Source organism: Ornithinibacillus jepli, from assembly GCF_047228935.1.
GTDB lineage: Bacteria > Bacillota > Bacilli > Bacillales > Amphibacillaceae > Ornithinibacillus.
This window is the reverse complement of sequence record NZ_JBFEGG010000003.1, coordinates 440,430-465,105: the sequence shown is the minus strand read 5'-3', so window position 1 is coordinate 465,105 and position 24,676 is coordinate 440,430. Positions and strand designations below refer to the sequence as shown.

The window sequence follows — 24,676 nt, the reverse complement described above, 5'->3', positions numbered from 1 at the left end:
TAAATTTAAACCCCTTCTATTTACCAAATAAAACATCTTCCATATGTTTTAATTCCCTTTTTAATTGTTGCTGTTCTTGGTCACTTACTTCTTGATTACCATAACGGACACTTTGATAAATATTGAGATTAGCTTTTATACCAACCCGTTGAAACCAGTCCTCCACCGTTTCAGACGGTTTTCTGCCCTTCTTATATTTAACAGCCTTCCGCTCAAATTGATAGACCATTTTTCTTATAGGGTTGTTAGGAATATGTTGGTTACGCTTAAATAACGATTTCTTTGTAGATTCAACCACTGCATCTTCACGATAAGTTGAAATAGGACTTTGTGGTTTAGAATGATTTATTTCCACCAATGTCATCCGCTTCTTCACTTGTTTTTTTACAACTGAAATAATAAGAAGAATAAGTACAACTAGTAATACTAATATTACCCCTAAAACAACAAGTCCTGAAATTTCTTCCATCAAATTATACTCTTGAAGCTCATCCCAATAGCCATCCCCATGCTTTGCCTCTTCTGGAGTCTGCTCTGGCCACCCACGTTTTTCTACTTGAAAAAAACTTAAAAAGTTTGACACGCCAAGTATAGAGTTGCCTGTAAAGTTTATAATTCCCTTCCATAAACTAGAAGTGATTTGGCGCAGAACTGGATATGCCAAGAAAAATAATCCAGCAGAAGCAACAAGTAAACCAACAAAATAGAATGGAATCTTGCGATCAATTGCTTTCAAATCATTTTTCCTGACGTGAACTAGATGACTTGCGATATACCCAAATGACAATAGGACAAATTGTAAAAATGGATAAATCATCACAACACTATCATGCACAAAAATACTTACATAAATTGTTGCTATAACAGTTAGTAAAATATAAAGCGATTCTCTCTTCACTACTTCTTGCTTTCTTATATTTAGATAGCGCCAAACAAGTAATGGCGAAAATAAAATGCCGATAAGGATGGGATATTCTAAGAGAAAAAACACTACAAACAATAAAGGTGTAATCAGCATATAAATATATTTGTTCACCTTAAATTTCGTGCAAAAAGTAAATAGTAAACTTGTTAATCCGATTACTACCAAATAACTCCAATACGGAACGAATAAGTAGCGATGATATAGTACTGGTACAAAAATCATAAAGATAAGGATTGCTTCACATAAGAAGTGATAGGAGTAAGCTATAAGTGGATGATTACGTTGCATTCCTTACAGCCCCCCTCAAAGCAGCAGGCCTTATTGCCGCTCCTCCTTCTCCTTCCACCAAGTGATAGACACTATTTTGTGTCTGCTTCCAAGAATTCATCATTTCCATAGAACCACTTGGAAGATCTCCAATAAATATAATCGTCTTCGGTTTAATAAATTGTTTTCCAATATGGAACATCATTTTATTAAATGGTAGGATAGGTGCCTGCTTATGTACTCTAGCTAACATCTCTAAGGCATGCATATAATGTGTTTTCCCTTCCCCTTCGTGTAAATGAACATAAGGAACTTTACCGGGTTTCCGTGCATTAATATAAATCTCAAAAGGTATCCGCATTTTCGTAGCATATTCACTTAGATATGCCGTATAGGATAATAGATTTTCTAAGTTTTTATTAAAGCTGACCATGTTTTTATCGTTTTCCGTGCTTAAGTTAATAATAAATACAAAGGTCCTATCTACAACCTTTTCGTAAATATTCGTCTGCATTTTTTGTGTTTTGACTGTTGCTTTCCAGTTTATTTTATGAAAAGGATCACTATAATTATAATCGCGTGTCCCTAAAGGGCTTTGTACCTCTTCAAATGGAGAATAATTTAGCCTACTATCACCTGGCATCATATGAAATACGGCATTCACTCCTTGAACTGGTAATAACTTCGGATAAACGATAAATTCCGTTTGAAAAAAATCGTAATATCGCAGTCGAAGCCTACTAAAATTCAGTAAATGTGGAAAATCATACGATATGTTTTTAACTCTTGCAACACCACGTTGCTCTGCTCTAATGGGAAACTCTAATACGGTTTTCTTTTTCTGAATGATAGATAATGGAAGCTTTAGCTCTTTCCAATAATCCTCATCTTTCGCAATCGTATATGCTTTAATGGCAGAGCCAATTTGAAATGTGAACTCCCCATTAATGAGGGGAAACATCGATTTATTTTCTATTTCAAATTTAAAGCTTTCTTCCTCCCCTGGAAAGAGTTTAATTGTTCTCTTTTGGTTCTTTAAAGAAAGGCTTTTTAAAATACTGTTGTCATAAATTTTATATCCGATTAAATAGGCAGCAAATATACCAACTGCAATAAAAACAACCGAAGATCGGAAAATGACTCCAATGATAAAGAACACAAATAAAGCTAAGAGGATATAGTCAAAGCTTCTAGAATCTCCTGTTCCTTCTTCCTTTCTCCACATCATTGTGAAACGGCCCCTTCTTCAACAGGTACTGGAACTGCTTCTAGAATTTCCTTCACGACTTGTTCGGAAGTCTTCTTAATCGATCCTTCCATTGTCAATATTAAACGATGCTCAAACACATATGGAGTAAGAGTCTTAATATCATTTGGCGTTACATATTCTCTTCCTTGTAATAATGCACTAGCTTGACTAGCACGCATTAATGCCAACATCCCACGCGGTGAAATTCCTAACTCAACTTCATGATGATTTCTTGAAGCATGAACTAAATCTAGTAAATAATCATAAACTACTTCAGAAATCATAATCTCCTTAATATCCTCTTGGATAGAACGAATTTCTTCTAACGATAATACAGCTTTAATTTCTTCATATGGATCATTCATACGGTATGTTGATAGGATTTGCTTTTCTTCTTCTTTCGTTGGATAGCCAATATCCACTTTAAATAAGAATCGGTCTAATTGAGCTTCTGGTAGTGGGAAGGTACCATAATTACTTTCTACTGGGTTTTGAGTAGCGATTACGATAAATGGAGTCTTGATTTTAATTGTCTCACCATCAATAGTAGATTGATATTCTTCCATTACTTCCAATAGACTTGATTGCGTTTTTGGAGTTGCGCGGTTAATCTCGTCCGCAAGCAACACGTTAGACACAACAGGTCCTACACGTAGCTCAAATTCCTGTGTTTTAGGATTAAAAAATCTAATCCCTGTTACATCACTTGGTAATACATCTGGTGTAAATTGGACACGATTAAACTTGCCGTCCATTACTTTTGCAAAGCTCTTGGCAAGTTTAGTTTTTCCAGTTCCAGGTACACTCTCTAGTAACACATGCCCTTGTGCAAACAGTGCTGTAAACAATAAATCTACTACTTCTTCTTTTCCATAGATAACACGATTTAATGCTTCTTTAGCTAGTCTTATATTTTCCATTTCTCTCTATTCCCCCTAATAATTTTAAAAATTAGATAATTAATGCAATTATAACATATCTTTATGAACTGAATCGACATAAAAAACACAAGATAGCGTTATTCAACAATGCCTGAATGGAATATATAAAGAAAGACACTGCGATTCTTATCAGAATGCACAGTGCCTATACACAATATTATTTCTATTCTTCAGTATCTTCATCATGTTCGCTTAATTCTTCGGGTTTAACAATGCGAATTTTTTTAACTTGATAACCATCAATTTCTTCTACAATAAACTGATAACCATCATGTTCTACTGTTGTTCCTTGATTTGCTTCAACATTGTGATTAATGATCCAACCAGCAATTGTATCTACTTCATCTTCATCCAAATCAAGGTCAAAGTACTCATTGATTTCATACAATAAGACTTTCCCATCGACTAAAATAGATCCATCTTCTTGTTCTTCAATCATCGGTGTTTCATTCGCATCAAATTCATCGCGAATTTCACCAACAATTTCCTCCAGAATGTCCTCTACCGTTATCAAGCCAGCAGTACCACCATATTCATCCACAACTATTGCCATATGAATTCGTTCCTTCTGCATTCTTAATAGCACTTGCTTAATTGGCGTTGATTCGGAAACATGAAGGATAGGTCGAATATGAGGCTCAATAGATTCTTTTTCACTCGTTATATGACCAGTAAATAATTCTTTAATATTTATTAATCCGATTATATGATCTTTATCTCCATCCGCTACCGGGTAGCGAGTATATTGACCTTCGCGAATAACATTTATATTCGTTTCATAGCTATCTTCCTTAAAAAAGCAAACCATCTCCGTACGTGGAACCATGATTTCCCTAGCAACACGTTCGTCAAATTCGAAAATATTGTTCACATACATCATTTCCGCTTTATTAATCTCACCATTTTTATAACTTTCGGAAAGGATTAACCTTAGCTCTTCTTCTGAATGAGCATCGTTTTCTTGTATGGATTTAAATCCAAGCAATCGAACGAACACTTTTGCTGCACCATTTAAAATGATTGTAATAGGAAATAAAATAATACGAACGAAAATTAAAGGTTTTGCTAAATTTAAAGCGATTGCCTCTGCTTTATTTGTAGCAACTGCTTTCGGAACCAATTCACCGACTACAACTCGTATAAACATAATAATGAAAAAGGCTACGATAAAATATAAAAAGCTAGATAAACTGGAAGAATCCATATGATCAAATATTGGATGTAGGGCTTGCTCTATGGAGCTTTTCCCTAACCAGCCAAGTCCTAATGCAGTAATCGTGATACCTATTTGACATACATTAATAAATGCATCCAAATTATCATCAATTTTCTTTAAGCTTACCGCTCTTGAATTTCCTTCTTCAATTAATTGATCTATCCGGCTAGAACGGACCTTTACAATGGCGAATTCGGTTGCTACAAAGAATGCACTTAAGACAATCAATGCAACAACCCAAAGTAAGTTAACTATATCCAATTAATATCCTCGCATCATGTGATACGTAGGATTTCACCTCCTGATTTTTATCAAACTTAAAACGTATCATGTGATAAACCGATCCATTTCGTAGATGATTCTATCCATTGGGATATTAAAACATCAGCGAAATTAATTTTATTTAACAAAACTATTGCCTTCCCATCAGAATCACCTACCTTCCTAACTTAATTATATTCTATCTAAAACATTCAGTCTACAAAATTTTTCTAGTCCCTTTCATCATATGGACAAGTCCTTCATACAATAGGATGAGACATATGACAAGGTGGTTAATAACTTGGTACAAAAATCGTTGGCAATTTTAGTTGGAAGTCTATTTATTGCGTTTGGAATTAATTTATTTGCTATTCCACATCATTTACTCGATGGTGGGATGATTGGACTTGGCTTAATTGGGAAATATGCATTTAATTTCCCGCCTGGTTTAACGATTATTATATTAAGTATTCCACTTTATATTATTGCATTCTATTATAATCGTAATTATTTTTATAATGGCATTCATGGCTTATTGGTATCTTCCTTTTTTATTGATTTATTTCGCCCTTTATCGTTCTATTCATACACTCCTATAGTTATTAGTAGTATCTTAGCGGGATTGACGATAGGTATTGGGATGAGCATTATGCTACTAAATCATATCAGTACCGGTGGTTCAGATTTAATAGCTTTGATTTTTTCTAAAATCACTTCCATAAATGTCGCTTTAATTATTCTTGTTATTGATAGTCTTGTAATATTAATTGGATCCATCGTTATTCCAGAATCTAAAATTTTATACTCTGCCATATTAATTATAGTTGTCGGTTTTACTACTTTTTTCATAACAAGTATTTGGGAACATAGAAAAACAGTTACCCCCAAGGAGTAACTGTTCATGCATCCTTTCATTCTTTCTTTGCGGCATAGTTTACTTTTAGAAGCTTAATAAAGGCAATTACAATAATAATTAATATGATTGTAAAAGGTAATGCGGAGATGAGGGAAGCAGTTTGAAGAGCATCTAACCCGCCAGCTAGTAATAATACTACTGCTATTGCTGTAATTAATACTCCCCATATAATCTTTACCATTAATGCAGGATTCAAACTTCCCTTAGATGTCATACTACTTAGAATATACGTTGCAGAATCAGCAGAAGTAACTAAAAACGTAAATATTAGTAAGATTGATAAAATAGACATTAAAATTGTTAGTGGCATAACGCCGAACGTTTCAAATAGCGCAACTGCCACATCGCGATTTACCGCTTCAGCAATCTTAGTTCCATTCATAAGGTCACTATGAAGTGCTGCACCACCAAAGGCTGCAACCCATAAACAAGCAATAGCTGGTGGTACTATTAATACTCCAATAACAAATTCTCGTATTGTTCTTCCTCTAGAAACCCTTGCGACAAAAGCTCCTACAAATGGAGACCACGCAATAGCCCATGCCCAGTAAAATATCGTCCAATCACGAACCCAGCTTCCTCCTTGATACGGTGTTAACCGAAGGCTGTATTCAATAAAATTAGTAAGATAATCTCCTAGACCGAGTACTAAAGAGTTTAAAATAAAAACGGTAGGACCTACAAAGAAAACGAACAATAATAAAAGTAATGCTAGTCCAAGATTAAGATTACTTAGCCACTTAATACCTTTATTAAGTCCTGTACTAGTAGAGAGTAGATACAATATAAGTATTACGACTGCTATAATAATCTGGAGAAATGTAGAATTTTGAAATCCAAATATACTCGATAATCCTCCAGTCATCTGCAATATACCAAGCCCTAATGATGTGGCAACCCCCATTACAGTTGCAATGACCGCTAATGAATCAATCGTGTTCTTAATAATTATATTTTTCCCTACAACTGGCTTTATCGCTGTGGAAATAAGTCCATTTTTTTCCTTTTTAAATTGATTGTACGCAATAATCAATCCTACTACAGCAAATACAGACCACTGGCTTATACCCCAATGGAAAAAGGCATAACCCATCGCGACTCTAGCAGCTTCTTCTGTCTTACTCCCTAGTTCTGGAAAAGGAGTCTCAAAAAAGTGTGACATTGGTTCAGCAACACCCCAAAATACTAAACCAGATCCAAACCCAGCTGAGAACAGCATCCCAATCCAAGTGAAAAAAGGATACTCTGGACGAGAATTTTGTGGCCCAAGTCTTGTCTTTCCATGTTTACTAACAGAAAGCGCGATTAAGAATATTACAAACATAAAAACAGCTAATAAGTATAGCCAACCAAAATTAACTGTAGTAAAGCTAAATAGCGTTTGAGCCACTTCACCAAACTGTACTGGTAATATTGCTCCTATAATTACGAGTAATAAAATGATTGAACCCGATATATAAAATACAGGATTATTATAGGATTGTTTTTTCATACTAAATCCTTTCCCTATAAAAATTTCAAAAGACAAGGGTTATTATTCTACAACTAACATATTTTATACTTTGCACGGGTTAAGGGTTTCCATGTTAAAAAATAAATAAGGGCCAAACTCCTCAAATAAATTGAAAAGTTTGGCCCTTATATCAATGGATTTTAAAATATTTAGTTTACTACTCTTCTTACATGACCACTAAAATGATTTTTCCAATATCCGGATGTCATATTAGCAATTGCCAACCCTGTCGAATTTTGTGCACCGATGAATTTACCATTACCTATGTAAATTCCTACGTGACCATTTGTCTTATATGTGTTAAAGAATACTAAATCGCCAGGTCTAATATCACTGTATGAAACCTTTGTTCCGGAATATTGCATTGCAGCCGTACTTGATGGTAGTGAAATACCCGCTTGTGCGTAAGCCCATGAAACAAACCCTGAACAATCAAATCCACCAGGACCTTTACCAGCCCATACATAAGGTGTTCCTAAATGAGGATACCCTGCATTGATTGCAGTTTGAACTACATTACTTGAAACAACTGGTGCACTTTGCGAATTATTCTTGCTTAATTGAGTTAACGTACCATTAGAATTCGATGTATTATTATTTCCACTTGAAGCTACTGGATTTGAAGCAGTACGATTTGCAGCTAATTGACGATTAACTTGAGCTTCAATGGATGCTAATTGACTATCTTTTAATTGTAAGTCTTTAATTTTTGCTTGGAGACTGTTTTCTTTTTCGCTTAGTTCTTTTTTCTTCGCTTCATTTTGCTCTTTTTGCGCCAAAATAGTTTCTTGCATTCCTTCAAGCTCGATTTGAAGGTCAGATAACTCTACTAACTTTTTAGCTACGGTTTCTTTATCTTCTTCTAATTGGTTAACTAAATCTGCATCAGAAGAAGTAATCTTATTAACTGCTGTTAAGCGACTAATAAAATCGGCAAAACTATTCGATCCAAAGATTACATCTAGAAACCCAAGGTTTCCACCATTCTTTTGATAATTTACCATTCTATTACCCAAAATATCATATCGAGTATCAATTTGCTCTTCTAATTCAGCAATTTCTTCTTCTGTCGTCTTAATTTGGGCATTTGTATCATCAATCATGTTTTGGTTTGATTTTAATGCACTATCTACTTGCTTGATTTCTTCATTTAATTCTTCTAACTCTACCAAAACATTGGCAATTTCTTCCTCGGTGCTAGAAAGTTTATTTTGAATATCAGATCGCTCACTTTGAATAGTTGATAAACTTTTTTCTGCATGTACCGAATCAATAGCAAAATTACTTGTTAAACCAATGATGGCAACTGTGGTAATGGTAATGAAAGACTTTTTCAATTTCTTTCCCCGCTTTCTAGACATCCAACTAGTCTACTAAATCTATGTATCTATTTTCCAAATCTATTAAGTCTATTATTAGTTAATTAGAAGTATATCATTACTTAATTTCATGAATATTATTGTTCTGTTACAAAAAGATTTCAAAAGATAGTAGTAGGTACTAAGACAGGGGAGATTTCTAATGAGAGGAAGAGTAATAGGGCAATTTACTTAGGAGTTAACAGATCTCTCAGGGTAATAATTTTTTTATCGGTGGTGCTAGTTTTGTTGAATAAATTCTTCTGGTTGTGATGAAGTATTCTCAGTCCATTATTCCTTCATTACACTATGTGTCCTACAAAAAGAAAAACATCATGAGACTCATACTCACGATGTTTTTCATAAATTTCTATAAATCTATTATATTAAAATTGTGCCTCTTCTGTTGATCCTTTTAACGCTACCGTAGATGATGTTCCTCCTGAAATGACTTGAGCAATTTCATCAAAGTACCCTGTTCCGACCTCTCTTTGATGCCTTGTCGCAGTATAACCAAATTCCTCACTGGCAAATTCTTTTTGTTGTAGCTCGGAATATGCAACCATTCCCGACTCACTATATTCTCTTGCTAATTGAAACATACTATGATTTAAAGCATGGAAACCTGCTAATGTTACAAACTGGAATTTATATCCCATGTTCGCAAGCTCATCTTGGAAACTCGCAATCTCTTCATCAGAAAGCTTTTGCTTCCAGTTAAATGATGGAGAACAGTTATATGCCAGTAGTTTACTTGGATATTTCTCATGAATAGCATTAGCAAATTGCCTCGCTTCTTCTAGATTAGGTTCAGATGTTTCACACCAAATTAAATCAGCATATGGAGCATACGATATTCCCCTAGCAATTGCCTGCTCAATTCCCGCTCTCGTTCTGAAAAATCCCTCTGTAGTCCTTTCATTAGTTATAAAATCTGCATCACCAGGATCGATATCACTTGTGATTAAATCGGCTGCATTAGCATCGGTTCTAGCAATTATAATTGTTGATGTTCCCATTACATCTGCCGCAAATCGAGCTGCAATTAAATTTCTTATTGCTGTTTGAGTTGGAAGTAATACCTTTCCACCAAGATGACCACATTTCTTTTCTGAAGACAGCTGATCTTCAAAGTGAACTGCTGCTGCTCCCGCCTCAATCATTGACTTCATAAGCTCAAACACATTTAATTGCCCACCAAACCCAGCTTCTGCGTCAGCAACTATTGGGACTATCCAGTCAATGTCTTCTTTTCCTTCTAAAAAATGTATTTGATCTGCACGTTGTAATGCCTGATTAATACGCTTTACTACTGTTGGTACGCTATTTACTGGGTATAAGCTTTGGTCTGGATACATTTGTCCTGCGACATTTGCATCTGCTGCCACTTGCCACCCGCTTAAGTAAATTGCTTTTAATCCCGCTTTAACTTGTTGTACCGCCTGATTCCCAGTTAACGCCCCCAATGCTTTGACATAAAAATCACTACGTAGCATTTCCCATAGTTTTTTTGCACCGATCTTTGCCAACGTATATTCTATATCTATTGATCCCCGTAACCGAACCACATCTTCTGCTTTATAAGGTCTTTCTACACCTTCCCATCTACTGTTATTCTCCCAATCTTCTTGTAATTGTTCAACACGTAAATTGGTCATCGCAATCTTCTCCCTTCTTTTAATAACACCTCATAGGCAGGTAAAGTTAAAAATTCGATAAACACATCACTCTTTAGTAACTTAGTAAAAATTTCAGAGGCCTCTACGTATTTACTTGTGTCGAAATCTTCCCCAATTTTTGTTCGAATATTTTCTAACTCCGATTTAACAATCTTATCTACGAGTTCAATCGTAATCTTCGTATTATCTTCTAGTTTTCCTTTAGGGTGCTTAACCCACTGCCAAACTTGTGCTCTCGAAATTTCAGCTGTGGCAGCATCTTCCATTTGGTTATTTATAGGGACCGCGCCTATACCCCTTAACCAAGCAGCAATATATTCGATACTAACACTAATGTTAATCCTCAAGCCGTCAAAAGTTATTTTCCCTTGTGGTATTTCTAGTAATTCCTTGCTTGTAATATGATATTCTAATTTTCTATCAATTTGATTAGAACTAGACATTCCTTTATTAAATACTTCTTTTACAAGTGAAACCATTCCCGGATGAGCAACCCATGTACCATCATGTCCGTCTCGAACTTCTCTTTCTTTGTCAATACGCACTTTGTTAAAAGCAACTTTATTGAGAGCAGCATCATTCTTTACTGGAATTTGTGCTGACATCCCTCCTATTGCTGGTGCATTTCGTTTATGACAGGTTTTGATGAGCTGTAAAGAATAGGCTCTCATAAATGGAGTCTCCATTGTAACAGAAGCACGGTTTGGAAAAATTACACTATCATGCTGGTGGAATTTCTTTATAAAACTGAAGATGTAATCCCATCTTCCACAATTTAAGCCTGCCGAATGTTCCTTTAACTCATATAAAATCTCATCCATTTGAAATGCAGCAGTTATCGTTTCTATTAATACGGTAGCTTTAATCGTCCCACTTGGAATACCTAGCCATTCCTCTGCAAATAAGAAAACCTCATTCCACAGACGAGCTTCTTTATAATGTTCTAGCTTTGGCAGATAAAAATATGGCCCGGTGCCATTTTCAATTAGTTGTTTGGCATTATGAAAAAAGTAAAGACCAAAATCAAATAAACTACCAGACATCGCCTCACCATTTACGGTCAAATGTTTTTCTTCTAAATGCCATCCTCTAGGTCTTACTATTAGGACTGCTGTTTCTTTATTTAATTTATATTCCTTCCCGTTTTCAGCAACAAAATCTATTTCTCGACGAATGGCATCACGTAAATTTAGTTGGCCATGGACCATATTTTCCCAGGTTGGCGATGTTGCATCCTCGAAGTCAGCCATAAATACATTTGCACCAGAATTTAACGCATGGATAATCATTTTCCTCTGAACTGGCCCTGTAATTTCCACTCTTCTATCCTGTAAGTCTTCCGGAAGTGGTGCAATAGTCCATTCACTGTTTCGGATAGTAGCTGTTTCTTCTAAGAAATTCAGCGTGTTCCCCTGGTTAAGTGTTTCTTGCAATTCTTTTCTCTTTCCTAACAGTTCTTTTCTCAGATTATCAAAACGAAAGTGAAGCTCTTTTAGAAAAAGTAAAGCTTCATCAGTCAATATTTGTTCCTGATTGATTACATAACCAGAAACTTCTAGTTGATGATTCATGCAACCCCTCCCAATTGTTGTAATACACGATTATACGCGAAAATATGTTATATAACAGGGTATCCAAAAAAAATTACTCTTCTTTTTTTGATAAGCAATATTCACACTCAAGCGTAAAACCTAAGTTTTCAACGTAAGTACCACATTCGGGGCATCTTTCAGTTTGTTTTTTCAACGAATACACCACCTTTTATATAACAGTTAATAATATTATAAAATTGTTATGATACACAATATGATGTTATTCCTTTTTTGATACTATCTTTTTGATCTTGCTCTTAAATATACATAAATAGAACTACAGAAAGTATAGAGGGGATAAGGCTATATTTAAGAAACCCGTATTAGGAATTAGAATAATAACTTCTGTTGCGATTTTTTTACAGCAATATATGTAAAAAATTAAATTCACCTCCGTTTTTTGCAGTTATAACAACAAATTAAGATTTCAGTTGTTTTGGGAAGATAATGAGGAAATTACGAAGAATAGTGAAAAGCATCCAACTACTTTCCAACCTGAGCTAATTAGTTTATTTGAGTTACTAACAAGTAGTGGATTAGTAAAACGATACTTTCAATTAGACCAAAGAGGATATATCTAATGAGTTTACCACTAGATATATCCTCTTTTCATCTTATAAGAAAAACACAAAGATAATCACAACTAATATAATACGATAAACCGCAAACGGTACTAATTTAATTCGATTAATCAGTTTTAAGAAAAATTTAATCGAAATTAAGGCAAATACAAAAGCACTTATGAATCCAACTATAAAGAATGGTAATGCATCAACAGTAAAGTATTGCCAGTTCTTAAGCAAGGAAAGGAAACTTGCACCTGCCATAATCGGTACCGCCATAATAAAAGTAAAATCTGCAGCAGCTCTATGACTCATCCCCATTAACACCCCGCCAGAAATGGTTGCTCCTGACCTTGAAAAACCAGGCCATAGTGAGAAACATTGAATTAACCCTACAGTAAGTGCTTGTTTATAGGTAATTTGATCAACTGATTCCGCCGGTGGCTTAGGTGAAGCATATCGGTCGGCAACAATCATTAATATAGCACCAAGAAGTAAACCAATTAATACAGTTTCTGTTGAGAACAAATATTCATCAATATAATCTTCAAATAATACACCAAATACCCCTGCAGGAATAAGACCTACAATGACTTGAGATAACTTAAGACGTTGTTTGTTTGGTACGGCTCGTTTATTTATAAGTCGATTAATCCCTAATAAATCAACAAATCGTCTCCAAAAAACTACTACAACTGCTAATATAGATCCTAGTTGGATTACAATTTTGAATGTATTCGCAGGGTATTTCCCGAGAAATTCCTCTGATTTTAGCCACATATCATCCACTATAATCATATGACCGGTTGATGATACCGGGGCAAATTCCGTTAAACCTTCTACTAAACCTAAAATAATAGCTTTTAGAATTTCATAAAACTCCATTTTAATTTCTCCTTTATTTTCGAATCCTCTTTACAATAAACAAGATAACAACTATTATCACGACTCCAGTAATAAATGCATAAGTTATGGTTGAATACATATCCATAAACCCTAATATATCTTGCCAGTTTTCCCCTAATACAACACCAATCATGATTAAAATGACATTCCAAATTAATGTACCGATCAAAGTAAACAATATGAACAAAGTAAAACTCATATTAGACATACCAGCTGGTATCGATATTAAACTTCTGACTAATGGTATCATACGACAAAATAATACAGTCCAATAACCATATTTATCAAACCAACGATCTGCTTTATGTATATCCTCTTTATTTATTCGAATAAGGTGTCCCCATCTATCTATGATTTTTTCCAATCGTTTTACATCAATTAGTAAGCCTATACCATAAAGAATTATTGCCCCAAGTATTGATCCAGTAGTGGCAGTTACAATTACTCCGGAAACTGTTAGTGCTGAGTTTGTCGTCATAAATCCCCCAAATGGTAAAACAATTTCAGATGGTATTGGGGGAAATACATTTTCTAATGCCATCATAAAGAAAATACCAAGATAGCCGAATTGTTCCATAATACTCGTTATCCACTCTTGCATATAGTACCTCCATAAGACATATTACACTTTAATATTGTTTGTCCATATAAATATAATCTTGTTTTAGGTTATATATGCACACTTTACTATATCTGAACTATGAACAAGTAGTCTAGTGTAAAATGGCATTTTTAAAGTAAATTTACCCTAATGGAAAATACGCTTTCTAAAATTAATAATTATATCATTTACACTATAATATAATTTTCTTCAAAAAAGTAGCCACTCTCATAAAGAGTGGCTACTGTTCCATTAGTATTGCTTCTGCTAATAGTTCATAAGATTTATTTCTTGATTCATAGGTAGGTGTATTGGTTAGCACCATGAACTCACTAACTTGATAATTTTGTTCGAATTCATATAATGTCGCTTTTACTTCTGTCGGATTACCAATGATCATTTTATTACGTAGTTCATTAAATTCATCTTCTTGTTCCTTCGATAACTGTGAATCTTTATTTACACTCCACTTAAAGCTTTCATATGCAAGCCTTTCAGCTTCCTCTGATGATTGTGCACAATAGATATTTACCGCAAGAATTATGTTAGGATTTTTGTTAGGATGATTTTCTTTCATCAACTGTCTATATGTAGAAATAGTAGGTTTTACGTCTTGATCACTCATAAAATGTCCAAATGCATAATTCATTCCTTTTTCTGCTGCTAATACTGCACTTTTTCCGCTTGTTCCTAAAAGCCATGGTACTGGTAAAATATCAGGCACTGGAGTTGGTTTAATTTTGGAAAACAAATTATCCTCATTAAAATCTTGATGAAAAAAATGCAGCAATTCATCCATTGCCTCTGGCATGTTTCTGACATTTTCTAAAAAATTCCCTGACAAAGCAACTGATGCTTCAGCAGAACCTCCCGGGGACCTTCCTAATCCTAAATCTACTCTACCTGGATACAAAGTTGCTAGTAGATTAAAGGTCTCAGCCACTTTGTATGGTTTATAATGCGGAAGCAATATCGCACCTGCTCCTATTCGTATACTCGTTGTCTTTATTCCGATTGCACCAAGCATTACCTCTGGTGCTGGACAAGCAAGTCCATTTAAGTCATGATGTTCTGCAATCCAGTAACGATGATACCCTAACCTTTCCCCTAGCTGCGCTAAATTAACAGACTCTTCTAGAGCATCTTTTGCTGATTTCCCTTTTACAATTGGTGCTTGATCTAATATACTGAGTTTCAAAATATATCACCTACGAATCCTTTTTCTTATTCTCTTTTACCTTTTCTTTTACTTCTATTTCTCTAGGGAGATTATCCACTAGCTTCTCGGCTAATTTACGGTAGAGATTACTCATATTAACTAATGAGGCAATTAGTAGAAGTTGCTCTAAGTACTCCGAATCCTCATCTTGTAATTCGCTTACTTCTCTAGCTACTTCTTCTCGTGCATCCTTAGTATCACCAGTAAATCGTTCTATATTAAATTCTGATAGCTTCAAATAACTACTATATATTTTCTCTACGTTAAAATCGTCATTAGTAATTTTCCCATTTAACTTATCAAGGGTTATCTTAATATCATTAATGGAAAGAGCCCCTTTTAATTGATAAATAAGACTAATTAACACTAAATGCTTTTTAGAATATTTCTTGTTCTGAATAGGAAAAAATAGTTTACCTTTCGCATAGTTATTGATCATAGTCTTGGTTAAGACTTTGTCCTCTTCATTTCGTTTAGACTGTTGTAATTTATTCTCAAAAATTTGTATTACTTGGTCCATATACAATCCTAAATCAGGCATTTCTTCTAATAATAATTGATTATCTAAATGTAACTCTTCTATTAAATTATCTATATTTTTCAATGTCAAAATCCTCTATGTTTATTTTTCTTCATTATACTTTAACTTTTCCCAGAAAGTAAACCTTGACTACATGATGAAATACATGTATTGTTATATGTAGTTATTAAAACTACATTAAGAGGTGTTATTAACATGAAAACCTATATTCGCGAACCAATTAATGGTTTTACACATTTATTTGGAGCATTACTTTCTTTTGCCGGACTATTAGCTTTAGTAATTAAAGCTTCTATCGACACAGGTTCCGTATTAGCAATTACTGCGGTGATCATCTTTGGAATAAGCTTAATTTTACTTTATTCGGCATCTGCTACCTATCATATGGTAGTAGCAAAAGATCATATTATTGCTTTCTTAAGGAAAATAGACCACTCGATGATATTTGTCTTAATCGCAGGAACGTATACACCAATTTGTTTAATAGGACTTGGCGGGACTATGGGATGGGTAGTTTTTGCTATCGTAAATGGACTGGCTATATTAGGTGTTTTATATAAATTAATTTGGTTCAAAGCACCTCGATGGTTATCTACCGCTATATATGTTGTCATGGGATGGCTTATCATTTTCTTTAGTCCTTCCTTAGTCGACATCATGTCTCCAGTTGGGATGACTTTACTTATACTGGGTGGTATATCATATACAGTTGGAGCTGTTATCTATTGGTTAAAACCAAAGTTTCTTGAATTTAAACATATGGGATTTCATGAGATTTTTCATATTTTTATATTGGTTGGTAGTTTATTTCATTTCTTGTGTATCTATTATTATGTATTATAAGATTAACGAGTGGCTCAATTGCCACTCGTTATTTTTTGCTATAAGTTTGGTTTCCTAATTGTCTGTACTTTTTCGGTGTTATCCCATTATATTTTCGAAACAATACTGTATAGTAGCTTTGGTCACTAAATCCAAATAAAAGAGCGATGTCAAGTAACGAAGAATTAGTATGCTCTAAAAAATACTTTGATTCCTCAATTTTTTTCCTATTAATATATTCTTTCAATGGAATCCCAACGACTTTATGAAACAGGGATGATAAATAATTTGCACTAACATTTGCTGCATCTGCTACTTCAGATAAAGAAATAGACTGCAAAATATGATCATGGATATAATGAATTGCCTTATCGACAATCTCATTTTGATACGGATCTTTTCTATAATCTCTAACAGCTTTAATAAATGTTATGACCATTTCATATTCAATAGCCTGTAACTCCTCTGGCAAATCAACCTTTTCAATCTCTCGTATATAAATATCACTTAAATCAAAGGCGTATTCAGGAGTAACTCCCGCCTTAATAGTCGCTCTAGTGAATAATGTACAGGAACAAATTAATGAGTTTTTTAGTGATCGAACAGGGTTAGGCGAAAGCTTTGCTTTCTCTAAATTATTTATTTTTAATAGAACATCTTTTGCCTTCTCCTCATCTGCCTGTGTTATCCAATGAAGCAATTCTTGTTCAAGTTGATAAGAAGGATGTGCAAAAAATGATTCCTCATTTTCTTTCCTTGTTACAAAGAACTGTTTAATTACATCGTGTTGAATAGTCGATACCTTTTTCATCAACTGCCTCCCAACACCTTAATATATTTATAAAAATCTTAATATTTAAATATAATTATATTATGTAAGCCTTTACAATACAAATTAAAGTAATACGGCATTCTATTTTGTAATGACCGTAATACTAATAATTAGGGGGGACAAGAATGAAAATCCTAAAATCGTTTTTCTTTTTATGTATTTTATCAGTGGTATTAACTTTAGCTGCTTGCTCTGGTGAGGACAATGATAATACTAATACAGACTCGAATAATGACTCTACTCATGATACTGATACAACAACCGATGAAAAAATTACACTTAAGCTAGGTTTACAAAACGATAACACACCTGCTACACAAGCATTAATCGATGCGTTTAATGCTAGTCAAGATAAGTATGTTGCTGAGTGGGATGCTTTAACGAATGATTCTGCACAAATGCATGACCAACTTTTAAATTCGTTAAATAGTGGGTCTAGTGAATATGATGTTCTTTCACTTGATGTAGTATGGGCTGGAGAGTTTGCAGGTGCAGGCTTTTTAGAACCGATTGATGTAATGATGAATGAGGCAGGATTTAGTAAGGACCAGTTTAATGCTGGATCTATGGCTTCTGGTAATTATACAGGTAAGCAATATACATTACCTTTCTTCCCTGACCTAGGGCTATTATATTACCGTAGTGATATTGTCAGTGAAGAAGATGCTGCAATTTTAGACAGTGGAGAGTACACATATGATGACTTATATGCGATGGCTGAAAAATATACAGGTGAAGCCGATACAAAATATGGTTTTCTATACCAATCCCAACAATATGAAGGTCTAACTGTAAATGTTACCGAATTTACTAATTCCTTCTCTGATATTCAGGCTGGTTTAGAAGCAATGTATAAATTTACAACAGCGGAGTTCTCGCCTAGTGACCTATTAAACTATACAGAAGCAGAAACCCATACTAACTTCGAGCAAGGAAATGCCGTATTCTCTCGTAACTGGCCATACCAATTTGGTCGTATCAGTGGCCAAGAAGATGGCGTAACGATTTCACTTGATCAAGTAGGAATTGCCCCACTACCAAATGGTGGATCTGTCGGTGGTTGGTTACTAAGTATTAATAAAAACTCTAAAAATATTGAAGGTGCTTGGGAATTTATCAAATTTGCAGCTGGTGAAGAAGGACAAAAAATTATGGCTACTGAAGGTGGATATTTACCTGGCTTTAATGCATTACTAGAAGATGATGAAGTAATAGCTGGAAATGAATTACTTTCTTATCCTGGATTCCAGAATGCATTAGCAAATACCCTTGCTCGACCTGTTTCACCTGAATATAATGCTGTATCTGACACTATCCAAGTGGAAGCTCATAAATATTTAAGCTCTGGTGAAGGAATTGATGCAGCGGCCAGCGCAATTGAAGAAGCTACCAAAGCAGAATAATACGTCTAAATATTATTTTGATAGAAACTCCTTATGAGCTACTTTCATAAGGAGTTTCCCTTTAATAGCAAGCTCACATTTGACCTTTGAGAGGTGAAAGCATTGAAACATAAATTGGGATTTACCGGTTGGTTATATTTATTACCTACATTAATCCTTATCGGGGTATTCTCTTTGTGGCCAGTTATCCAATCTGTGACCTACACATTATTTGATTATAAGTTGAATGATCAACAGAAAGCCGGTTTATTTGTAAACGAAAGATTTAATACCGACTTATTTAACGAAACCGCATTATATATTGATTTATTTCTTTCTGAAGACCTTCATAATATAACCAATAATCAAGATAAACAAAGGACAGAGGAAATATTAGACCAAGTAAAAAGTGTTACGCAACCATATAAGGAATTAAAAGGTGTAATTCAAATTACAAATGAAGAACGAACAGAGATTGTCCAACTCTATGAAAACACTAAGCGCTTGATCCAAGACTTAACATCAAATTATACCTTAACACACAAAGACAGTCTTCCTCTTCTCGTTGAAGATTTAAATAAAAGCATCATTCCATCTAACTTTATCGGATTACAGGCTTATAAGGATGCATTAGGAGATAAACGGGTTCACATTGCATTATGGAATACGATTTTGTTTACGGTTGTTTCCGTTTCTCTTGAACTTGTTCTTGGATTAGGACTTGCTTTAATACTTAATAAAGCTATTAAAGGGCAAGGATTGGTTCGGACTACTTCCCTTATACCGTGGGCAATACCTACCGCAGTTGCCGCATTAATGTGGAGCTATTTATATGATGGCACTAGTGGCATTGTTGCACACTTCTTTGAAAATCTAGGACTTATTAGCCAATCTCAAGATTTATTACTTAGCCAGGGCGGGGCAATGGTTGCTACTATTCTTGCAGACGTTTGGAAAACAACCCCATATATGGCCTTACTACTACTCGCAGGGCTTCAGACTATTCCTGGTAGCTTGTATGAGGCTGCATCAATTGACGGTGCATCGAAGTTCAAGAGTTTCTTCTCTGTCACACTACCGTTATTAAAGTCTTCTATTTTAGTAGCTTTGTTATTTCGAACACTCGATGCTTTCCGAGTATTTGACTTAATATTTGTATTAACTGGTGGTGGACCTGGTGGTTCAACCGAAACGATGTCTATCTATGCTTATAAAACGATGTTTGGTCAAACAAACTTCGGTTATGGATCAGTTGTAGTAATGATTATGTTTGTATGTGTTGCGATTATCGCGATCATTTTCGTTCGACTACTCGGTACAAATTTACTTGACCGAAAATAAGGAGGGAGTTAATTGAAAACATCTAAAAGAAAGTTACTCTTACTGTTTGGCATTGTTGTCACTGGCTATTTATTTATAATGGTTTTTCCTTTTTTATGGATTTTCATTACTTCCTTTAAAACGAATGGTGAGATTTTTGGTACCGGTGCTTTCAATATCATTCCAGAAGAACCAACTCTGAAAAACTATATCACGATTTTGTTTGAGAAAGGAATTCTACGTGCTATTTTTAATAGTTTCGTTGTTGCAACATCGACAACTATATATGTCATTCTGGTTGCTTCACTTTGCGCTTATGCTATCTCGCGTTTTCATTTTAAAGGAAAGAGCATTTTACTTGGGCTAGTGCTAGCCGTTTCTATGTTTCCACAAATGATTATTACAGGTCCTGTATATAATTTATTCTATGATTTAGGTTGGCTAAACAGTTATTTTATTATTTTGCCTTATTCTACAATCACATTACCTATGGCAGTATGGATTTTAGTTACACACTTTAATCAAATACCGCTTGCCCTAGAAGAATCAGCGAAAATTGATGGCGCAACGAGAGTCCAAACACTGACCAAAATTGTATTCCCATTAGCAGCACCTGGAGTTTTCACAACTGCTATCATTACTTTTATAGCTGCTTGGAATGAATTTTTATTAACAATAACATTAAATACTGAATCCAAATTTCATACTGTTCCAGTAGCAATCTCATTTTTACGCGATCAATTTTCCATCCTATGGGGAGAAGTTGCTGCTGCGACTACGATTGTAACAATACCGACCCTAATTATCGTATTAATTTTTCAAAGACAGATTGTTTCTGGACTGACATCTGGTGGCGTTAAAGAATAAGTTGGAAATATTATCTATTATTTTAATGGTCAAGGAGTGATACATCTTGTCGTGGAAGGTAAAATCTACTGCAGTAGATATCGAATCATTACATATTGAAGAAAGCTTGTATTTTAACGGCAATGGTTACATTGGCATTCGTGGAAATTTAGAAGAAGGATTACCACCACATACAAAAACGATTCAAGGCTCCTATATTAATGGGTTTCATGACATTGTAACAATACCATATGGTGAAAAATTATATGGTTTTCCTGAGAATCAACAAAAACTTCTTAATGTTATTGACACGCAATCTATAGAAATATGGGTTGGCGAAGAAGGAAATCAGGAAAAAATATCCCTATTTTCTGGGGAAGTACTTCACTACGAGCGTATTCTTCATTTAGATCAAGGGATAACAGAACGTGTTTTACATTGGAGGTCAAGTAATGGAATTGAAATAAACGTCAATTTCAAACGTCTTGTTTCATTTCATACTCGCGAACTTTTCCAACAATATATTACGCTTACTCCGATGAATGGTAACGTTCCTATAAGCGTTATCTCTCGAATAAATGGTGATGTGAAGAACTTTGCAGATAAGGATGATCCCCGAGTTGCTAGTGATGATTCTAAACGATTATCCATTATTAACCTATCTTGGATTGAGGATAGTAGTTATGTAGATGTAGAAACCGAAACGTCTAAATTACGTGCTGCTGTACTTTCTCATGTAAATGTTTCTGATTCTAACGCATCCTACCGTTATAAAATGAACGAACTAGATATTGAGACTAAAGTAGATTTTACTTTAACAGAGAAAACTTTTATTGATAAAAGAACACTTATTACCGATTCAACTAAATATGAAGATTTACAAGAAGCTCTGTTATCTCTAAAGAAAAAGATAACAAATCTTTCTTTTCATGATTTGTTACATCTACAAGAAGAATACTTGGCTTCATTTTGGAAAAATACAGATGTTTGTATTTACGGTGATGACAAAATACAAGAAGCAATTCGGTTTAATCTATTCCATTTACTTCAGTCTGCTGGCCAAGATGGAAAAACAAGTATAGCTGCTAAAGGATTATCAGGTGAAGGATACGAAGGTCATTACTTCTGGGATACGGAAATTTATCTTTTGCCTATGTTCATTATGACTAATCCCGAGCTTGCAAAAAAATTATTAATCTACCGATACTCTATACTGGATTTTGCTAGAGATAGAGCAAAAGAAATGGGACATAAACAGGGCGCTCTATATCCATGGAGAACGATTTCAGGTACGGAATGCTCGTCCTATTATCCTGCAGGAACTGCGCAATACCATATTAGCGCAGATATTGCATATAGCTATGTTCAATATTATCTTGCTACAGAGGATTTAGAATTTATGAAGGAATTCGGAGCAGAGGTACTAATAGAAACAGCTAGACTTTGGTTAGACATCGGTCATTATCATGATGGGAACTTTAAAATCAATACTATTACTGGCCCAGACGAATATACAGCCATTGTCAATAATAATTATTATACGAATGTAATGGCTAAATATAATTTACAATGGGCTCTCAAGATAGCAAATATATTGAAACATGAAGATTCAGTACACTGGGAATATCTAAAGAATAGAATCTCACTAAATGATAAAGAATTAAAAAGCTTTCAAATGGCAGCAGAAAACATGTACTTACCAGTCGATAGAGATTTAAATATTAATCCACAAGATGATACGTTCTTACAGAAGGAAGTTTGGGATTTTGAAGGAACACCTGATGACCATTATCCATTATTACTTCATTATCATCCATTAACCATCTATCGCTATCAAGTTTGTAAACAAGCAGATACCGTGCTTGCTCATTTTCTAGTAGAGGATGAACAGCCAGAAGATGTCATAAAGGCGTCTTATCAATACTATGAAAAGGTAACGACTCATGACTCTTCATTATCTTCATGCGTATTTAGCATGATGGCAGCTAGAATTGGTTATCTTGAGAAAGCATACAATTACTTTCTTGAGACTGCTAGATTAGATTTAGATAATCTACATGGCAACACAAAAGATGGACTTCATATGGCTAATATGGGCGGTACTTGGATGGCAATTGTTGCAGGATTTGCCGGTTTACGCTTAAAGGAAAGTGGATTACATTTCCGTCCAAGATTACCAAAACAATGGGAAGGCTTTGCATTCCACATCCGATATAGAGGTCGTTTACTGCTAGTTACTAAAACACATAAGGAATTCAGAGTTGAACTATTATCAGGAGAACCTATTAGTTTGTATATTTGGAAAGAACATTACACCTTAACAAAGAATCAACCAGTAGTTCTAACCGTTTAATAAATTTAGATTGGAGTTTTCTTGGTGATAAAAGCATTTATTTTTGATTTAGACGGTGTGATTACAGATACTGCTGAATTACATTTTCAAGCTTGGCAACAATGCGCCCACCAAATTAACATCTCTTTAGATACTACATTCAATGATCAGTTAAAAGGAATATCTCGAATGGAATCCTTAGAGCGAATTCTAATTTTTGGTCAAAAACAACAAGACTTTACAGAAGAAGAAAAAGTCAAATTAGCAACTGAGAAAAACAACTACTATATAAAATTACTCTCACAGTTAACACCTGACCATTTACTACCTGGAATTCACGATTTATTAATAACCATTAAGAAAGAGGGATATAAATTAGGATTAGCTTCAGCTAGTAAAAATGCCCCCACTGTTCTGAGGGCACTTAAAATAGATGATTTGTTTGATGCAATTGCGGACCCCAACACCGTAGAAAAAGGGAAACCTGCTCCCGATCTATTTTTAAAAGCAGCTTCCATCCTAGAAGTAAGTCCAGCAGAATGTATTGCTATCGAGGATGCTAAAAGCGGTATCGAAGCCATTATAAACGCAGGTATGTTTTCTGTAGGAGTTGGTGATCCTATCTATTTACAGGGAGCAGACTATATAGTTAAAACAACTTCAGATCTGTCTTTAAAAGAAATGATAGATGCTTGGAAAGTAAAAATTGATAAATAGCCATAGAAAAAGGAGCATAGCAGCTCCTTTTCTTTATAACATAGCATTAAAATCATTGTATCTATTACCTACTTTTTACTATCTTTCGCCCACAATACGGCTCTTTGTTCCAACTCAGTTACAAATTGCTTTTTAGCTTTGCTATATTCCCTTGTATCTTCAAATCGCGAGGCTAATTCTTGTTTATATTGACTATACTTTTCTACTTCATCAGGACATGACCTTAAATAATCACGAAGTATTAAATGACGTTCAATCTCAGGGTTATCATATTGATAAAAATGAATATGATGTGTTCTATTTTCCCCGCCCTTTCGAAATAGCCTTCTACCACTAATTCCCCATTCTAAAGCAACATCATAACCAAATGAAGACATTTTACTATTATACAAATCTATCTTCCCTATGTCTTTTACAATACAGAGCATGTCAATAACGGGCTTAGCTTTCATTCCAGGGACTGAAGTACTACCAAAATGTTCACAACGGATAATTTCATCGTTAAATATTGTTTTCAAAAAATCGGCCTCCGACTGATACATTTTCAACCATTCTGCACAATAACCTGTAAGTCTAACTTTCATTTTGAAATGCTCTCCTTAGGATTCATACTACTTAGTGAAATAAAGTATAACATTATAGCCTGTTCCTTATAAGTTAATGCCATTAATAGTACGA

At 34.5% G+C, this 24,676-nt stretch carries 22 protein-coding genes; 8 read left to right on the top strand and 14 right to left on the bottom strand.

The features are described from left to right. Positions 1-16 precede the first annotated feature (16 nt). From AB1K81_RS14020 to AB1K81_RS14005, 4 genes are all read right to left on the bottom strand, one after another. Positions 17-1,213 (bottom strand): hypothetical protein, encoded by a 1,197-nt coding sequence (locus AB1K81_RS14020; RefSeq protein ID WP_412977275.1) that lies wholly within the window; start codon positions 1,211-1,213, stop codon positions 17-19. Beyond that, a complete protein-coding gene (locus AB1K81_RS14015) occupies positions 1,203-2,420 on the bottom strand; it encodes a DUF58 domain-containing protein (RefSeq protein ID WP_412977274.1) in 1,218 nt (405 codons plus the stop codon). Before AB1K81_RS14015 ends, AB1K81_RS14020 begins: the two co-directional genes overlap by 11 nt. Continuing rightward, positions 2,417-3,361 carry an AAA family ATPase gene (locus tag AB1K81_RS14010; protein ID WP_412977273.1) on the bottom strand — a complete coding sequence of 315 codons (945 nt, stop codon included), beginning with the start codon at positions 3,359-3,361 and terminating at the stop codon, positions 2,417-2,419. The genes AB1K81_RS14015 and AB1K81_RS14010 overlap by 4 nt, the downstream gene beginning before the upstream one ends. A gap of 184 nt (positions 3,362-3,545) precedes the next feature. Next, positions 3,546-4,859: a hemolysin family protein gene (locus AB1K81_RS14005; protein WP_412977272.1), complete on the bottom strand. Its 1,314-nt coding sequence runs from the start codon at positions 4,857-4,859 to the stop codon at positions 3,546-3,548. 301 nt (positions 4,860-5,160) lie between these two features. Between AB1K81_RS14005 and AB1K81_RS14000 the strand changes: the two genes are divergently transcribed. After that, the gene (locus AB1K81_RS14000; protein WP_412977271.1) at positions 5,161-5,754 is read left to right on the top strand and encodes a YitT family protein; all 594 of its coding nucleotides are present in this window, start codon (positions 5,161-5,163) and stop codon (positions 5,752-5,754) included. Between the two features lie 16 nt (positions 5,755-5,770). Here AB1K81_RS14000 and AB1K81_RS13995 read toward each other — a convergent pair whose 3' ends face one another. From AB1K81_RS13995 to aceB, 4 genes are all read right to left on the bottom strand, one after another. Further along, entirely contained in the window at positions 5,771-7,267 is a 1,497-nt protein-coding gene (locus AB1K81_RS13995; protein ID WP_412977270.1) for a BCCT family transporter, read from the bottom strand. A 170-nt stretch (positions 7,268-7,437) separates the two neighbouring features. Beyond that, on the bottom strand, positions 7,438-8,625 hold the full coding sequence (locus tag AB1K81_RS13990) for a C40 family peptidase (protein WP_412977269.1): 1,188 nt from the start codon (positions 8,623-8,625) through the stop codon (positions 7,438-7,440). A gap of 407 nt (positions 8,626-9,032) precedes the next feature. Beyond that, positions 9,033-10,304: an isocitrate lyase gene (gene aceA / locus AB1K81_RS13985; RefSeq protein WP_412977268.1), complete on the bottom strand. Its 1,272-nt coding sequence runs from the start codon at positions 10,302-10,304 to the stop codon at positions 9,033-9,035. Then, positions 10,301-11,896, bottom strand: coding sequence for a malate synthase A (aceB, locus tag AB1K81_RS13980; protein WP_412977267.1), 1,596 nt, complete (start codon positions 11,894-11,896; stop codon positions 10,301-10,303). The genes aceA and aceB overlap by 4 nt, the downstream gene beginning before the upstream one ends. A gap of 452 nt (positions 11,897-12,348) precedes the next feature. On the opposite strand from aceB, the gene AB1K81_RS13975 reads away from it, so the two are divergent. Further along, on the top strand, positions 12,349-12,498 hold the full coding sequence (locus AB1K81_RS13975) for a hypothetical protein (protein WP_412977266.1): 150 nt from the start codon (positions 12,349-12,351) through the stop codon (positions 12,496-12,498). A 33-nt stretch (positions 12,499-12,531) separates the two neighbouring features. Here AB1K81_RS13975 and AB1K81_RS13970 read toward each other — a convergent pair whose 3' ends face one another. The 4 genes from AB1K81_RS13970 to AB1K81_RS13955 form a co-directional block, all read right to left on the bottom strand. Beyond that, entirely contained in the window at positions 12,532-13,365 is an 834-nt protein-coding gene (locus AB1K81_RS13970) for an undecaprenyl-diphosphate phosphatase (RefSeq protein WP_412977265.1), read from the bottom strand. A 13-nt stretch (positions 13,366-13,378) separates the two neighbouring features. Next, on the bottom strand, positions 13,379-13,987 hold the full coding sequence (locus AB1K81_RS13965) for a DedA family protein (protein WP_412977264.1): 609 nt from the start codon (positions 13,985-13,987) through the stop codon (positions 13,379-13,381). 241 nt (positions 13,988-14,228) lie between these two features. After that, entirely contained in the window at positions 14,229-15,185 is a 957-nt protein-coding gene (locus AB1K81_RS13960; protein ID WP_412977263.1) for an LLM class flavin-dependent oxidoreductase, read from the bottom strand. A gap of 10 nt (positions 15,186-15,195) precedes the next feature. Further along, complete coding sequence (locus tag AB1K81_RS13955; RefSeq protein ID WP_412977262.1) at positions 15,196-15,810, bottom strand: DUF1836 domain-containing protein; 615 nt, start codon at positions 15,808-15,810, stop codon at positions 15,196-15,198. 132 nt (positions 15,811-15,942) lie between these two features. Here AB1K81_RS13955 and trhA point away from each other — a divergent pair, with 132 nt between their 5' ends. Next, positions 15,943-16,590 (top strand): PAQR family membrane homeostasis protein TrhA, encoded by a 648-nt coding sequence (gene trhA / locus AB1K81_RS13950; RefSeq protein WP_412977261.1) that lies wholly within the window; start codon positions 15,943-15,945, stop codon positions 16,588-16,590. A 28-nt stretch (positions 16,591-16,618) separates the two neighbouring features. On the opposite strand, the gene AB1K81_RS13945 is transcribed toward trhA, so the two are convergent. After that, on the bottom strand, positions 16,619-17,380 hold the full coding sequence (locus AB1K81_RS13945) for an AraC family transcriptional regulator (RefSeq protein ID WP_412977260.1): 762 nt from the start codon (positions 17,378-17,380) through the stop codon (positions 16,619-16,621). Between the two features lie 146 nt (positions 17,381-17,526). Here AB1K81_RS13945 and AB1K81_RS13940 point away from each other — a divergent pair, with 146 nt between their 5' ends. From AB1K81_RS13940 to pgmB, 5 genes are all read left to right on the top strand, one after another. Next, entirely contained in the window at positions 17,527-18,804 is a 1,278-nt protein-coding gene (locus tag AB1K81_RS13940; protein ID WP_412977259.1) for an extracellular solute-binding protein, read from the top strand. 93 nt (positions 18,805-18,897) lie between these two features. Continuing rightward, positions 18,898-20,124: a carbohydrate ABC transporter permease gene (locus AB1K81_RS13935; protein WP_412977258.1), complete on the top strand. Its 1,227-nt coding sequence runs from the start codon at positions 18,898-18,900 to the stop codon at positions 20,122-20,124. Positions 20,125-20,202: 78 nt separating this feature from the next. After that, complete coding sequence (locus tag AB1K81_RS13930) at positions 20,203-20,970, top strand: carbohydrate ABC transporter permease (protein ID WP_412977383.1); 768 nt, start codon at positions 20,203-20,205, stop codon at positions 20,968-20,970. 46 nt (positions 20,971-21,016) lie between these two features. Then, entirely contained in the window at positions 21,017-23,302 is a 2,286-nt protein-coding gene (locus tag AB1K81_RS13925) for a glycoside hydrolase family 65 protein (protein WP_412977257.1), read from the top strand. A gap of 27 nt (positions 23,303-23,329) precedes the next feature. After that, positions 23,330-23,998: a beta-phosphoglucomutase gene (pgmB, locus tag AB1K81_RS13920; RefSeq protein WP_412977382.1), complete on the top strand. Its 669-nt coding sequence runs from the start codon at positions 23,330-23,332 to the stop codon at positions 23,996-23,998. A 68-nt stretch (positions 23,999-24,066) separates the two neighbouring features. Here the strand turns inward: pgmB and AB1K81_RS13915 are convergent, their stop codons facing one another. Further along, positions 24,067-24,582 (bottom strand): GrpB family protein, encoded by a 516-nt coding sequence (locus AB1K81_RS13915; RefSeq protein ID WP_412977256.1) that lies wholly within the window; start codon positions 24,580-24,582, stop codon positions 24,067-24,069. Between the last annotated feature and the right edge of the window lie 94 nt (positions 24,583-24,676).